Here is a 13,042-nt window from a genome sequence, read left to right as displayed (position 1 = left end):
CGGGCCTCGCGGGCGGGCCGGGGACGAATCGCGCGCGGCGCCCACGGGTCCGCGCGGCGTACTCCCCTGCCCCGGACGGCCCGGTCCCCGATCCACCGACTTCGACCGCCGCCAGGAGAGAAGCGCCTTGACCACCGCTGCCTCAGTCGTCCTGCCCGCCCAGGGTTCCAGCTCCGTCCCCGTCGACCCGACGGTCGCCGACCCCGGCGGTTCGCTCCTGCGGCTTCTCACCGACCGCAGCGCCGACCTCCCCCAGGTGGACCCCGGTCATGTCGCCGCCGCCGCGCTCCGCGGCCGCCACGCCGGCTCCGACTTCGCCGAGCTGCGCGGACTCGCCGTCGACGCCGCCGCGTCGATGATCGCCGAGGACCCCCAGTACTCCAAGCTCGCGGCCCGGCTGCTCGCGCTGGAGATCGTCGACGAGGCGGCGACCCAGGGCGTGGTCTCGTTCTCCACCTCGATCGCCGTCGGCCACGCCGAGGGCCTGATCGGTGACACCACCGCCGCCTTCGTCGCCAAGCACACCGCCACCCTGGACGCGCTGATCGACGCCAAGGGCGACGACCGGTTCGAGTACTTCGGCCTGCGCACCGTCCAGAGCCGCTACCTGCTGCGCCACCCGATCACCCGCAAGGTCGTCGAGACCCCCCAGCACTTCCTGCTCCGCGTCGCCTGTGGCCTGGCGGTCGGTGACACCGAGCAGTCGGTCCGCGAGGTCGCCGAGCTGTACCGCCTGATGAGCCGGCTGGAGTACCTGACCTCCTCGCCGACCCTCTTCAACTCCGGCACCCGGCACCCGCAGATGTCCAGCTGCTACCTGCTGGACTCGCCGCTGGACAACCTGGACTCGATCTACTCCCGCTACGCGCAGATCGCCCGGCTGTCCAAGCACGCCGGCGGCATCGGCCTGTCCTACTCCCGGATCCGCTCCCGCGGCTCGCTGATCCGCGGCACCAACGGCAAGTCCAACGGCATCGTGCCGTTCCTGCGCACCCTCGACTCCTCGGTCGCCGCCGTCAACCAGGGCGGTCGCCGCAAGGGCGCGGCCTGCGTCTACCTGGAGACCTGGCACGCGGACATCGAGGAGTTCCTGGAGCTGCGCGACAACACCGGCGAGGAGGCGCGCCGGACCCACAACCTGAACCTGGCGCACTGGATCCCGGACGAGTTCATGCGCCGGGTCAACGCCAACGCCGACTGGTCGCTCTTCTCCCCCGCCGACGTCCCCGAGCTGGTCGACCTGTGGGGCGCCGAGTTCGACGAGGCGTACCTGAAGGCCGAGCTGGCCGGCAAGGCCGTCCGCACCATCCCCGCGCAGACCCTCTACGCCCGGATGATGCGCACCCTCGCGCAGACCGGCAACGGCTGGATGACCTTCAAGGACGCCTCCAACCGCGCCGCCAACCAGACCGCGCTGCCGGGCCGCACGGTGCACAGCTCCAACCTCTGCACCGAGATCCTGGAGGTCACCGACGACTCCGAGACCGCGGTCTGCAACCTCGGCTCGGTCAACCTCGGCGCCCACGTCGCCGCCGGTGCCACCGCCGCCGACCTGCTGAACGCGATGGACTGGGACCGGCTGGACGCGACCGTCCGCACCGCCGTCACCTTCCTCGACCGCGTGGTGGACATCAACTTCTACCCGACCCCCGAGGCCGGCGCCTCCAACAACCGCTGGCGCCCGGTCGGCCTCGGCGTGATGGGCCTCCAGGACGTCTTCTTCCAGCTGCGGATCGACTTCGACTCCGCCGAGGCGAAGACCCTGTCCACCCTCATCTCCGAGCGCATCATGCTCACCGCCTACGAGCGCTCCGCCGACCTGGCCGAGCAGCTGGGCCGGCACGAGGCGTACGAGGAGACCCGCGCCGCCCGCGGCGAGCTGCACATCGACCACTTCCCGACCGCCGCGCCCGAGTGGGCCGACCGCTGGGCCGCGCTGCGCACCCGCGTCGCCACCACCGGTCTGCGCAACTCGCTGCTGCTCGCCATCGCGCCGACCGCGACCATCGCGTCCATCGCCGGCGTCTACGAGTGCATCGAGCCGCAGGTGTCCAACCTGTTCAAGCGCGAGACCCTGAGCGGTGAGTTCCTCCAGGTCAACCCGTACCTGGTGCGTGACCTCAAGGAGCTCGGCGTCTGGGACCAGCAGACCCGCGACTCGCTGCGCGACGCCAACGGCTCGGTGCAGGAGCTCGGCTGGCTGCCGGCCGAGGTGCGTTCGCTGTACCGCACCGCCTGGGAGCTGCCGCAGCGCGCCCTGATCGACCTGGCCGCCGCCCGGATGCCGTACATCGACCAGAGCCAGTCGCTGAACCTGTTCATGGCCGCGCCGACCATCGGCAAGCTCAGCTCGATGTACGCCTACGCGTGGAAGGTCGGTCTGAAGACCACCTACTACCTGCGCTCGCGCCCGGCCACCCGGATCGCCCAGGCCGCGTCGGGTGCCGCCCGCGCCGCCGCGCCGGTGCCGGCCGACACCATCCCGGTCGGTACCCCGACCCTCACCCCGGAGGAGGAGGCCGCGCTGGCCTGCTCCCTGGAGAACCCCGAGTCCTGCGAGGCGTGCCAGTAATGTCCGACGACCGCGAGAAGATGCTGCTCGACCCCGGGTTCGAGCTGACCCTGCGCCCGATGCGCTACCCGTCGTTCTACGACCGGTACCGCGACGCCATCAAGAACACCTGGACGGTGGAGGAGGTGGACCTGCACTCGGACGTCGCCGACCTGGCGAAGCTGAGTGAGGGCGAGCGGCACATGATCGGCCGGCTGGTGGCGTTCTTCGCGACCGGTGACTCGATCGTCTCCAACAACGTGGTGCTGAGCCTGTACAAGCACATCAACTCCCCGGAGGCGCGGCTCTACCTGAGCCGTCAGCTGTTCGAGGAGGCCGTGCACGTCCAGTTCTACCTGACGCTGCTGGACACCTACCTTCCGGACCCGGAGGACCGCAACGCGGCCTTCGCCGCGGTGGAGAACATCCCCTCCATCCACCAGAAGGCGCAGTTCTGCTTCAAGTACATGAACGCGGTCGACCACATCGACTCGCTGCAGACCAAGGACGACCGGCGGGCCTTCCTGCTGAACCTGATCTGCTTCGCGGCGTGCGTGGAGGGTCTGTTCTTCTACGGCGCGTTCGCGTACGTGTACTGGTTCCGGAGCCGGGGCCTGCTGCACGGTCTCGCGACCGGCACCAACTGGGTGTTCCGCGACGAGTCCATGCACATGGACTTCGCGATGTCGGTGGTCGACACCGTGCGCGAGGAGGAGCCGGACCTCTTCGACGAGAAGATGGCGCAGCAGGTCACGGAGATGCTGGAGGAGGCCGTCGAGGCCGAGCTCCAGTTCGCCCAGGACCTGTGCGGCGAGGGTCTGCCCGGCATGAACACCGCGTCGATGCGGGAGTACCTGGAGGCCGTGGCCGACCAGCGTCTCGCGCGACTGGGGATGCCGATCCGGTACGGATCGACCAACCCGTTCGGCTTCATGGAGCTCCAGAACGTCCAGGAGCTGACCAACTTCTTCGAGCGCCGGGTGTCGGCGTACCAGGTCGCAGTTGAAGGCTCGGTCGCCTTCGACGACGACTTCTAGAAGTAGAAGAAGAGAGACAGACAGAGAGGTGCCCCGCCCGGCGCGAAGCCGGGCGGGGCACCTCTGTTGTGTCAGCCGGTCGGAAACTCCCCGCCCTTGACCCCAGCGAGGAACGAGGACCAGGCGTCGGCCCCGAACATCAGCGCCGGCCCGCCCGGGTCCTTCGAGTCACGGACTGCCATTCCGCTGAGTGCTGGATGCTGAACCTCCACGCAATCGTTCGCCTGGGCGCTGTAGCTGCTCTTGTACCAATTGTGAACAGCGGCTTCCGGTACGGTCATTGCGCTCACACCTCTGTCTGGTCTCGTGCTCACATCTCCGTCGCGATTGCGGAGATCATATCCAGCGAGTTCGCGGGGTTCAGGGCTGATGACCGGAGGTACTCGAAGACCAGTCCATAGCCGTCCAGCTCTGCCTGCTGCTCCATGTAGTGGCTGCTCGTCAACGTCTCCAGGAAAACTGCCCCCGGATTCGGGGAGTCGGTGAACCCGAACATCACGAATGCGCCGCACGCGCCGGCCGTGGCGCCGACCTCCATCGGAACAACCTGCAAGGTGATGTTCGGAAGCTGGGCAACCGCAGCGAGGTGTTCCAACTGTGTTCGTTGGACATCCCTGCCTCCGACGGGACACCTGAGCGCCGGTTCCCAGATGATCGCCGAGAATCTGGCCGGGTCCGCCCTGGAGAGAACGTCCTTCCGCTCCATCCGAATCTCGACAAGCTGCTCGATGCGCTCCGGACGGACGGCGGCCGGATTGGCCTCCAGCACTGCGCGGGCGTAGTGCTCGGTCTGCAACAAGCCTGGCACGACCATGGACTGCCAGGTGCGAATGTACCGGGCGTCCCCTTCGAGCCCCAAGAAGTCCGCATAGGCCGGCGGGACCGTATCGCCGTAATCGTGCCACCAGCCACGCTTCTTGCTCTCGCGGGACAACTTCTCAAGCGCCTCGCGCTCTCGCCCCGCCACCCCGTACAGGTCCAGCAGGATCCCGAGGTCCAGTCGGCGAACGCCGGATGCCCCTGTCTCTATGCGGCTGATCTTGGCGCGGGAACAGGCAAGGGCCTGCGCCGCGTCGTCAGTTCCCTTGCCGACAGCTTCGCGCAGACGGCGAAGCTCCGATCCGAGTCGGCGGGCGCGGACCGTCGGCCTCATTTCGTCAGCCATGCGCAAGTCCTCTCACTGGCGGGCACCAGTCTGCCTTGTGACGATTCGTCAATCCAGCGTAGCGAGATCTGCATCGTTGCAGCCATTCTGCTTGCAGGTTGCATCAGCACAGGTGCATGCTACCTGCAGTAGTGAGCTGCGCCACACAGAGTGATCATGGCGAGCTTGCCACCCGGGCATCCCCATGCCTTCTTCAGCCGTCTTCACCCCGCACCCTCCGGAGGTGGCTCCGCCATGCCTGAATCCCACTCCCCCTCCCCCAGCGAGCAGACCTGCTGGCTGCCCCGGCACCAGAAGTCCCCCCGGGCCGCCCGCCGGGAGCTCCGCGAGTTCCTCCTCCCCCACCCCGCCGGCGAACCCCTGCTCCCCATCGGCGAGTTGCTCGTCAGCGAACTCGTCACCAACGCCGTCCAGCACGCCCGCGCCCCGCGCGGGCGCCTGATCTTCGTCCGCTTCCTCCTCAACCCGGACGACACCCTCCGCATCGAGGTCCACGACGCCGACAGCGAGAAGCCCTCGCTCCGCGCCGCCACCAGCACCGACGAGAGCGGCCGAGGACTGCTCCTCATCCAGGAGTTGGCGACCCAGTGGGGCTGCTGCCCCCGCGTCGGCGGCATCGGGAAGTTCGTCTGGTGCCACCTCTCCCCCGACGCGGCCGCGGCGTGAGTCCCGTCCGGGCCGGGATCTCGGGTGTCATGCTGACCGCCGACTTCCCGAGCCTCGACCACGCGCTGCCCGTCCTCTGGGAGCGCGTCCGCGTACTCCCCGTACGTGAGGCCCACCGGGACTTCATCAGGATCTGCATCGGCCCGGGCAGCGGCGAGGGCGTCGCCCGCTGCCTGGCCCGGGGCGGTCTCTGGCGCACCACCCTCTACATCGGCGGGATGACCACCTGGACCGCCCACCCGATCACCATCACCACCACCCACCTGCCCTGAACCGCCGCTCCGCCCGGCGCCCCGCCGGGCGGAGCGGCCACCACGTTCGGCGTCACCACGCTCCCCGAACCACCGTGAAGTGCACACTTCTGTCATGAGTGAGGAACTGCCCGAGCTGGAGGACGAAGTCGCGCTCGCCCGCTATCGGGCCCGCCAGGCTGCCGGAACTGCGATCGAGGTGCCGCACGAGGATGTCCGCTCCATCCTGGGCCTGGAGCGCGAGTGAGCTACCGAATCATCTGAGACGTTGCCGTCGTCGCCCTGCCCGATTACACAGCCAGCCTGATGTGCCCCGCCCGGACCGCCGGGCGGGGCACATCGGTTCAATCACCCAAACGGAAGGACCGCCGTGCTGCGCCCGGCCAGGGCGCGCGAGTATGCAAGCGCTTCGCTACCCAGAGCGCGGTAGTTGAGCACGGGGTCGCCCGCCGTCACCAGGGCGGTCGCACATTCACCGCACCACGGCCGGGGCGGGTCCGCATCCAGGTCCTCGATGACCGCTTCAGCTGTCCGGCACTCCGCGCAGATCGGCATAACGCCGGCCCTCCTCGCCGTCTCAGGACCAGGTGGAGCCGCACGACGTGCAGCCCCAACGGCCCTCCAAAGTCTGGTAGGTGGCGCTCGACCCGCAGACCGGGCAAACGCGGGCCCCCGCCTCCGAGTCGCGCTCCAGCAGGTTACCGGGCAACCGGCCGGGGTGAGGCAGGATCGAGATAGCAGGCCGATCGAGCAGGATCTCGCTCATGACGCACTCCTCCGAGTGAGGATCAATACTGGGATGCGCCCGGCCGGGGCAGTGCCAGGAAACCCCGCACGGCCCTGGCCGTGGAGAGCTTCGCGGCGTTCCCGCACGCCCTGTGCGTGCCCCGCACACGCCATGCACGCCCCTGCTGTCACCGGCGAATCGACCGATACCGTGGCTACTCCGTGCAGTCGAAGGGCAGCACTGTGTCAATGAACCCACGCGACATCGGGGCGATCATCAGGGCGGCCCGATGTGCCCAACGAATGACCCAGGCCCAACTCGGCCGAACCTGCGGTTACTCGGCATCCGCGATCAGCCGGGTCGAAGGTGGAACACTTCGCCCCTCAGAGCAGTCACTCCTACTGATGACCCGCACCCTCGGAATCCCCGTCGACGCGATCAGAGTCGGCCGACCCGCTACCCTGGCGCCAGATATGACTCTGGATCAGGAGGATGCGATGCGGCGCAGGCAGTTGCTCCTGGCAGGCATGGCGGCGACCGGAGCATCGATGATGCCATCATCTGTTTCCGCTGCCACCCGCCCAGACTCCTCGACCCAGATCGTCCGGGCTCTGTACGAGCCCGAGAGCAGCGCTTCCATCTCGCTTCGACAGCTCCGGCAGTTCCTCGCCGAGGCCCATTCGCAGTTCACCGCAGCCCAGTACCAGGACCTCGGCGAGGCCCTGCCCGGGTTACTGGGAACGGCCCAGGCAACGCGCGATGCCATGTCCGGCCGGTCCCGGGAGGAAGCCCAGGCACAGGTGGCCAGAGCGTGGGTCCTAGCGACAGAGTTGGCGCTCAAGCAGCATTCGGATGTCGCCTGGCCTGCGGCAGACCGCGCCCTGGCGGCGGCCCAGGCGAGCGGCGACCCGGTTGTGGAGGGTGAGGCAGCACGGGTGCTGGCAATCACCATGCGGCGCGCAGGGAGACCAGCCGCCGGAGTCGATCTCCTGCGCCGCACCGCCGGCTCGCTGGCGCAGAATAGGGACACCGTGTCCCGGGCCGTAGGGGCGACGCTCCTGATGACAGCCGCATACACCGCCGCGTGCGGTCGGCGACGCAGCGATGCCCTTGACCTCATGACTGGTGCGGCGGACGCCGTGGCCCGTCTCTCGGGAACCAGCACGCAGCCCCGAGAACGACTGTTCACAGTCGATGCCACTGCGGCACAGGCAGATCTGTACTGGATCGGGGTACACACGGCCTTGGGCACTCCCGACGAGGCCGTCCCGTACGCGGCGCGGATCGTCCCGGGCCAACTACCGACCGTCGAACGCCGAGCCAGGTACGGAACGGACTGTGCCCGTATGTGGCAGCGCCTCGGCGACCATCGACGCACCTTGGAAGCGCTGCGGTTCACCGAGCAGGTGGCACCGGAGGAGCTTCGCCGACCGGCGCTGCGAGCGCTGACGGCCGAACTCCTCTACGCGCCCGTGACGGTGGCCGGCGTACGGGAGTTCGCCGAGCGCACCGGGGCGCCGCCGCAGTAGCGAGGCGCCCCGGACAACACGGAGGCCGGTGCGGGATCGCTCCCCGCACCGGCCTTCGTCCAACAACCTTCCGGCCCCTAGTTGTTCGGGACGGTCGCGTAGCGCGGCGTGCCCTCGCCCATCTGCTTGAGCGCGTCCTTGCGGTCGCGCTTCGACAGCTTGTCGATGTAGAGGAAGCCGTACAGGTGGTCGGTCTCGTGCTGGAGGCAGCGGGCGAAGAAGCCGGTGCCCTCGACCCGGATCGGGTTGCCGTCCTTGTCCTGGCCGGTCACCGCGGCGTACTCGGGGCGCGGCAGCTCGGCGTAGGCGGTCGGCACCGACAAGCAGCCCTCGTTGCCGTCGTCCAGGACCCGCTGGCGGTCCTTCGGGAACTCCTCCAGCACCGGGTTGATCATGTGCCCGATGTGGCGCACACCCTCGTCGTCCGGGCAGTCGTAGACGAAGACCTTGAGGTCGACGCCGATCTGGTTGGCGGCCAGGCCCACGCCCTCCGCCGCGTACATCGACTGGAACATGTCGTCGATCAGCGCGGACAGCTCGGCGTCGAACGCCGTCACGTCCTTGACCTCGCGGTGCAGCACCGGGTTGCCGAAGACCGTGATCGGGCGCGCGGTGCCCCTGGTCAGGTCCGGCTCCGCTCCGACCACCTTCGCGGGCGCCTCGGGCGCCGCCCCCTCCACGTCGTGCTCGTGCTCGTGGTCGTGCTGCTCGGCCATGTCTTCCGCTTCCATAGGTCTACGCGTACCTCTCCAGGGTACTCAGCACACCTCTTCGAGATCCCGGTACGCCCGGGTCCCGGGGGCGGCCGCCGCCCACCGGTCCAGCAGGGTCCGCACCAGGTGGGCGGGTGCGGCGATCCCGCACTCGCGTTCGGCCAGCCAGGACATCCCGCCCGCGCCGGGGCTGAGGTGGCTCAGGTGCCCGGGGTGCGCGGCGTCCCCGTCGTCGTGCGGGTCGTGGTGGGCGGTGTGGCCGTCGTCCGTGGCCATCCGGCTCTCCGAGCACGCCCGGCACAGCAGCCGCACCGAGGACGTCCAGTCCTCGGCCGCGTAGCCGGCGTCCGCGACCAGCCGCTCCAGCGCGTCCCGGTCCGCCTCGGTCGCCGCCTGGAGCAGCACCACGTAGGTGGGCACCGGCGACGGCGCCCACAACTCGATCTCGTCGAACACCGGGTACGCGACCCCGTCGGTGACCCGTTCCCCGTGCGGGGCGCCGTCGTGCAGCACCACCTCGCCCCAGCGTCTGCCGGAGGACGGCAACGGGATCGACAGCACCTCGATCCGGGCCGGGTCGAGCCGCCGGCCCCACACCACCTCGGACTCGCCCTCGGGGGAGAGCCGCACCGGGGTGGTGCCCAGGTCCAGACTGACCGGACCGTCCCCGTGCGCTCCGGGGCCGCCGGGCAGCTTCAGCCCGTACGCCTGCCAGGACCGGCGGGCCAGCGGCCAGTCCTGGAGCGCGGTCGCGGTGATCCCGAGGTTCCACCAGTCGGGTGCGCCCTGCTCGCGGTCGAGCAGCGCCACCGCCCGCAGGCCGGCCGCCCGCGCCTGCTCCCAGTCGCGGCGGAACTTGTGCAGCAGCGCCAGGTTGAACCACGAGTCCGAGAGCCACGGCTCCAGGTCGGCCGCCATGACCAGCAGCGCGCCGGCGTCCTCGTAGCGTCCGTCGCCGATCAGCGTGAATGCCCGGTCGGTCGTCTGCCGCCAGGTGGCAGACGGCCGGTGCCGTGCCCGGTGGAAGATCCTCACGTTGGTCCCTGCCGTCGTCGTCCGCTCTCAAGTCCCGTGTCCGCTCCCGCGCCACGGGCCCGGTGTCCCGGGTCGGTTTTCCACGCTACGACCGCATCCAACCACGACGGCCACCGCCCGCGCTCCCCACCGCCGAGGTTGCCCGTATCCGGCCCCTCCCCCCAGCCTGCCCGCCCCGGCCCGGCGCCTCAACCCCGGGCCGGGGCGGTCCGGCCCCGGCTCGCGCCCGCTCCACGCCCGCCCCGCGCACCCCGCCACGCCGCCCGGCGAGCCCCCGCGAGCGCCCCGGCGCTCAGCCGCGGACCCGGACCAGCGCGTCCACCACCCGGGCGTCGTACACCCGCCCCCGCCCCAGCCGCAGCGCCTCCAGTACCTCCAACCGGCCCACCGCCTCCCCCAGCCCGCGCCCCCGGGCCGCCGTCAGCAGGTCGTCGTGCGCGTTCGCCACCCGGATGATCCGCGCCGCCAGCGGCACCGCCCGCCCGCCGCCGTCCGACCCGGGATGCGGATCGGCCAGCCGGGCGACCTGTTCGGCCACCTGCCGCGGCACCCCGGTACGCCGGATCACCTCGCTGCCGAGCCGGGCGATCCGCTGCTGCTCCTCGTCCGGCAGCAGTGCCGTCGCCCCACCGGGCACCGGCTCCACCAGCGACAGCTGACCCACGTCGTGCATCAGCGCCGCGTACTCCAGCAGGGCCAGCTCCCGGGTGCCGAGGCCCAGCTCACGGCCGACCGCGCAGGCGGTGTCGGCCACCCGGCGGGCGTGTCCCGGCGGCGTGTAGCCCGCCACCTCGGTCGCCTTGGCCAGGCTGGCGATGGTCTGCCCGGTGGTGGCCCGCACGGCCGCCGCCCGCCGGAACGACACCTGCGCCAGCAGCAGCGGCGCGCAGAACAGCGGCAGCGCCCAGAGGCCCACCTCCCCGGCGGCGAGACTGACCAGCATCCCGGTGGCGGCGATCGCCGAGCCGATCCCGAACAGCGAGCGCAGCTCGTCCTCCAGACCGGCCGGGAACCGCAGCCCGCTGCGGGCCCGCCGCAGCACCGCCGCCAGCACCGCGTCGCACAGGGCGGCCAACGCGGCCACGGCGGTCAGGAACGCCCCGTACGCGGGGCCGTCGGCGGAGAACCGGTCCACCACCCCGCTGTTGTAGAGCGGCTGGAACACGGCGGCCGCGAACGCCGCCCCGAGCAGCCGCCGCGCCGCCCCGTCCCGGCGGGCCCGCTCCCGCCAGGGCGCCCGCACCCGTCGGCGCCCCCCGTGCCTCGGCCGCAGGGCCGGTGCCAGCGCCCCGGGCAGCAGCGCCAGCAGCAGGCCCGCGCCGGTCACCGCCACCACCTGGAGCACCCCGTGCCCGGTCGGCAGTCCGCGCAGCGGACCGAGCAGCGCGTACGCCAGCGCGCCCGCCGCGCCGATCGGCGCCTGCTCGCGATCGCCCGGAAGGGTGATCCGGACGCACTCGCCGAGCGCGATCAGCAGCACGAACGCCAGCGCCACCCCGGGCGCGGACACGCCCCGCACCGCGACCGCCCCGAGGGACGCGGCCAGCAGCGCCAGCGCGGCGCCGTGCACCGCGCACACCACTCCGGCGCACCCCTCGGAGTCCCCGCCGCGCCCGGCGCCCACCGTCGGGCCCGCGCCCCGCCCGGCGCTCACGACGGCCCGGCCGTCGGCACCGAGCCGCCGCCCTGGGCTGGCACCCCGCGCGGCGCGGCCCGGACCGGCTCGGGTACGCCCAGCGGGATGTCCGGCACCGCCCTGATCGTGTCGGGCGGCGGCAGCACCGGCTGCCAGTCGTGCACGGCCAGGGCGTCGACCAGCGCCCGCACCATCACCGGGTCGAACTGGCTGCCCGAGCAGCGTTCCAGCTCGGCCACCGCCTCGGTGACCGGCCGCCCGCGCCGGTAGGAGCGGGTGGAGGTCATCGAGTCGAAGGCGTCGGCGACCGAGATGATCCGGGCGAACTCGGGGATCTGCTCCCCCGCCAGTCCGCTCGGGTAGCCGCGCCCGTCCATCCGTTCGTGGTGGTGCAGGATCCCCGAGTGCGCCTCGCCGAGGAAGGAGATGCCGCGCACCAGCTCGTAGCCGTGCACCGGGTGCACCTCGACGGCCCGCCGCTCGGCCTCGGTGAGGGGACCGTTTCTGCGGAGCAGCTCGGTGGCGACGCCGAGCTTGCCGACGTCGTGCAGGACGCCCGCGTACCGCAGGGTGCGCAGTCGCTCGGCCTCCATGCCGAGCTGGCCGGCGATCAGCACCGAGGCCCGGCCGACCCGTTCGCTGTGCCCTCGGGTGTAGGCGTCCTTGATCTCCACCGCCTGGACCAGTGCCTGGACGGTGGCCTGGTGGGCGTCGCGCTCCCGGTGCCCCTGGGCGAACACCCAGGCCGAGATGGACAGCGGCAGCAGGGCCAGCAGCGCCGCGAACGCGCCGTACGGGCCCTGCCACAGCACCGCCACCATCAGCCCGCCGGCCGCGTGCACCAGCACCGGCAGGCCGGGTACGGCGGCCGCGCGGCGGTGCGCCGGGGATCGGTGTCCCGACGAGCGGTGCGCCGGCGGGCGCCGGGGGCTCTCCGCCAGCAGCCGCATGGCACCCACCAGCACCCCGTTGACCAGGCAGAACGCGGCCAGCGCGGCGCACCCGGGCAGCAGCGCGGCGGGGAAACGGGAGCCGAGCAGCAGCTGCGGGCCGGCCAGCCGGTGGAACACCACCGAGGCCGCGAAGGCGGACAGCGCGAGCTGGGAGCCGTTCCACACCTGGCGGCGGCGGCAGGTCGGCTCGGCGGCGCCGAGCAGCGCGGCCGGGGCCGCGACCAGCGCGGCGGCGGCCGGAGGAAGCATCAGCACCCCGGCGAACAGCACCGGGAAGAAGGCGTTGACATCGGGCCGGGCCGGTGCACGGCCGTGCGGCTGCGGGCGGCGCAGCAGCAGCCGGACCAGGCGCAGGCAGGGGCTGGGCAGCCCCTGGGCGAGCGACTCCCAGCAGCCGTGGAGGAAGGCCAGCAGCCCGACCTTCGGCCAGTCCACCGGGGCGCCGAGCCAGTGCGCCCCGGCCACCGGGACGGGGAGCGGCAGCAGCGGCAGCAGGCAGCAGAGCGCGGCCACCGGCACCGCCACGAGGTAGCGCACGGCTCCCCGCGGCAGGTCCGTGTCCCCGCTGTCGGTAGCGATCCCGACCTCCCCACGTCCTGGCCCGCGCCGTCCTGGCCCGTCGGCCGGTCGCACGCCGGAGGGGCGGCGGACGGGCGACGGTGAGCGTCCGTCAGGAGGATAGGGCGCCACTCCGGCGCGGGGACGCATGATCGCGCAATGCCGCTGCTGGCACCCCACCAACTCACTCGAACGAGTGACGGCGCATCCGGGTGGAAGGG

At 71.6% G+C, this 13,042-nt stretch carries 13 protein-coding genes and 1 pseudogene; 7 read left to right on the top strand and 7 right to left on the bottom strand.

Translation table 11 applies throughout. The features are described from left to right. The first annotated feature begins 151 nt into the window (after positions 1-151). Both ACIQ9P_RS13665 and ACIQ9P_RS13660 read left to right on the top strand, forming a co-directional pair. The gene (locus ACIQ9P_RS13665) at positions 152-2,572 is read left to right on the top strand and encodes a ribonucleoside-diphosphate reductase subunit alpha (protein WP_402354961.1); all 2,421 of its coding nucleotides are present in this window, start codon (positions 152-154) and stop codon (positions 2,570-2,572) included. Further along, the gene (locus ACIQ9P_RS13660; protein ID WP_402354550.1) at positions 2,572-3,588 is read left to right on the top strand and encodes a ribonucleotide-diphosphate reductase subunit beta; all 1,017 of its coding nucleotides are present in this window, start codon (positions 2,572-2,574) and stop codon (positions 3,586-3,588) included. Before ACIQ9P_RS13665 ends, ACIQ9P_RS13660 begins: the two co-directional genes overlap by 1 nt. 71 nt (positions 3,589-3,659) lie before the next feature. On the opposite strand, the gene ACIQ9P_RS13655 is transcribed toward ACIQ9P_RS13660, so the two are convergent. Together ACIQ9P_RS13655 and ACIQ9P_RS13650 are read right to left on the bottom strand one after the other, a co-directional pair. After that, positions 3,660-3,869, bottom strand: coding sequence for a DUF397 domain-containing protein (locus ACIQ9P_RS13655; RefSeq protein ID WP_402354548.1), 210 nt, complete (start codon positions 3,867-3,869; stop codon positions 3,660-3,662). Positions 3,870-3,898: 29 nt separating this feature from the next. Continuing rightward, entirely contained in the window at positions 3,899-4,753 is an 855-nt protein-coding gene (locus ACIQ9P_RS13650; RefSeq protein WP_402354546.1) for a helix-turn-helix domain-containing protein, read from the bottom strand. Between the two features lie 234 nt (positions 4,754-4,987). Between ACIQ9P_RS13650 and ACIQ9P_RS13645 the strand changes: the two genes are divergently transcribed. The 3 genes from ACIQ9P_RS13645 to ACIQ9P_RS13635 all read left to right on the top strand — a co-directional run bounded on the left by ACIQ9P_RS13645 (position 4,988) and on the right by ACIQ9P_RS13635 (position 5,917). Further along, entirely contained in the window at positions 4,988-5,419 is a 432-nt protein-coding gene (locus ACIQ9P_RS13645; protein WP_402354544.1) for an ATP-binding protein, read from the top strand. Positions 5,420-5,448: 29 nt separating this feature from the next. Continuing rightward, on the top strand, positions 5,449-5,691 hold the full coding sequence (locus tag ACIQ9P_RS13640) for a hypothetical protein (protein ID WP_402354542.1): 243 nt from the start codon (positions 5,449-5,451) through the stop codon (positions 5,689-5,691). A 94-nt stretch (positions 5,692-5,785) separates the two neighbouring features. Continuing rightward, complete coding sequence (locus tag ACIQ9P_RS13635) at positions 5,786-5,917, top strand: prevent-host-death family protein (RefSeq protein WP_402354540.1); 132 nt, start codon at positions 5,786-5,788, stop codon at positions 5,915-5,917. Between the two features lie 330 nt (positions 5,918-6,247). Here the strand turns inward: ACIQ9P_RS13635 and ACIQ9P_RS13630 are convergent, their stop codons facing one another. After that, the gene (locus ACIQ9P_RS13630) at positions 6,248-6,436 is read right to left on the bottom strand and encodes a hypothetical protein (protein WP_402354538.1); all 189 of its coding nucleotides are present in this window, start codon (positions 6,434-6,436) and stop codon (positions 6,248-6,250) included. 209 nt (positions 6,437-6,645) lie between these two features. Here ACIQ9P_RS13630 and ACIQ9P_RS13625 point away from each other — a divergent pair. Together ACIQ9P_RS13625 and ACIQ9P_RS13620 are read left to right on the top strand one after the other, a co-directional pair. Further along, positions 6,646-6,771 (top strand): annotated as a pseudogene (locus ACIQ9P_RS13625) (helix-turn-helix domain-containing protein); the annotation flags it as partial. 99 nt (positions 6,772-6,870) lie between these two features. Further along, positions 6,871-7,926 carry an XRE family transcriptional regulator gene (locus tag ACIQ9P_RS13620; RefSeq protein WP_402354959.1) on the top strand — a complete coding sequence of 352 codons (1,056 nt, stop codon included), beginning with the start codon at positions 6,871-6,873 and terminating at the stop codon, positions 7,924-7,926. 77 nt (positions 7,927-8,003) lie between these two features. On the opposite strand, the gene def is transcribed toward ACIQ9P_RS13620, so the two are convergent. The 4 genes from def to ACIQ9P_RS13600 form a co-directional block, all read right to left on the bottom strand. Beyond that, the gene (gene def / locus ACIQ9P_RS13615) at positions 8,004-8,642 is read right to left on the bottom strand and encodes a peptide deformylase (protein ID WP_402354536.1); all 639 of its coding nucleotides are present in this window, start codon (positions 8,640-8,642) and stop codon (positions 8,004-8,006) included. 42 nt (positions 8,643-8,684) lie between these two features. Continuing rightward, complete coding sequence (locus ACIQ9P_RS13610; protein ID WP_402354534.1) at positions 8,685-9,674, bottom strand: tetratricopeptide repeat protein; 990 nt, start codon at positions 9,672-9,674, stop codon at positions 8,685-8,687. A 292-nt stretch (positions 9,675-9,966) separates the two neighbouring features. Beyond that, positions 9,967-11,328 (bottom strand): HD-GYP domain-containing protein, encoded by a 1,362-nt coding sequence (locus tag ACIQ9P_RS13605; protein ID WP_402354532.1) that lies wholly within the window; start codon positions 11,326-11,328, stop codon positions 9,967-9,969. Next, positions 11,325-12,800 carry an HD-GYP domain-containing protein gene (locus ACIQ9P_RS13600; RefSeq protein ID WP_402354530.1) on the bottom strand — a complete coding sequence of 492 codons (1,476 nt, stop codon included), beginning with the start codon at positions 12,798-12,800 and terminating at the stop codon, positions 11,325-11,327. Before ACIQ9P_RS13600 ends, ACIQ9P_RS13605 begins: the two co-directional genes overlap by 4 nt. Positions 12,801-13,042 lie beyond the last annotated feature (242 nt).

It is taken from the genome of Kitasatospora sp. NPDC094019 (assembly GCF_044764505.1).
GTDB lineage: Bacteria > Actinomycetota > Actinomycetes > Streptomycetales > Streptomycetaceae > Kitasatospora.
Note: the sequence above shows the minus strand (reverse complement) of the source record. Positions and strands in the feature narration are given on the sequence as shown.

Excerpts from the sequence above, each read along its gene's own strand:
- ACIQ9P_RS13660 (WP_402354550.1), top strand. The coding sequence starts at position 2,572 with ATGTCCGACGACCGCGAGAAGATGCTGCTCGACCCCGGGTTCGAGCTG.
- ACIQ9P_RS13655 (WP_402354548.1), bottom strand. The coding sequence starts at position 3,869 with ATGACCGTACCGGAAGCCGCTGTTCACAATTGGTACAAGAGCAGCTAC.
- ACIQ9P_RS13650 (WP_402354546.1), bottom strand. The coding sequence starts at position 4,753 with ATGGCTGACGAAATGAGGCCGACGGTCCGCGCCCGCCGACTCGGATCG.
- ACIQ9P_RS13645 (WP_402354544.1), top strand. The coding sequence starts at position 4,988 with ATGCCTGAATCCCACTCCCCCTCCCCCAGCGAGCAGACCTGCTGGCTG.
- ACIQ9P_RS13640 (WP_402354542.1), top strand. The coding sequence starts at position 5,449 with ATGCTGACCGCCGACTTCCCGAGCCTCGACCACGCGCTGCCCGTCCTC.
- ACIQ9P_RS13635 (WP_402354540.1), top strand. The coding sequence starts at position 5,786 with ATGAGTGAGGAACTGCCCGAGCTGGAGGACGAAGTCGCGCTCGCCCGC.
- ACIQ9P_RS13630 (WP_402354538.1), bottom strand. The coding sequence starts at position 6,436 with ATGAGCGAGATCCTGCTCGATCGGCCTGCTATCTCGATCCTGCCTCAC.
- ACIQ9P_RS13620 (WP_402354959.1), top strand. The coding sequence starts at position 6,871 with ATGACTCTGGATCAGGAGGATGCGATGCGGCGCAGGCAGTTGCTCCTG.
- def (WP_402354536.1), bottom strand. The coding sequence starts at position 8,642 with ATGGCCGAGCAGCACGACCACGAGCACGAGCACGACGTGGAGGGGGCG.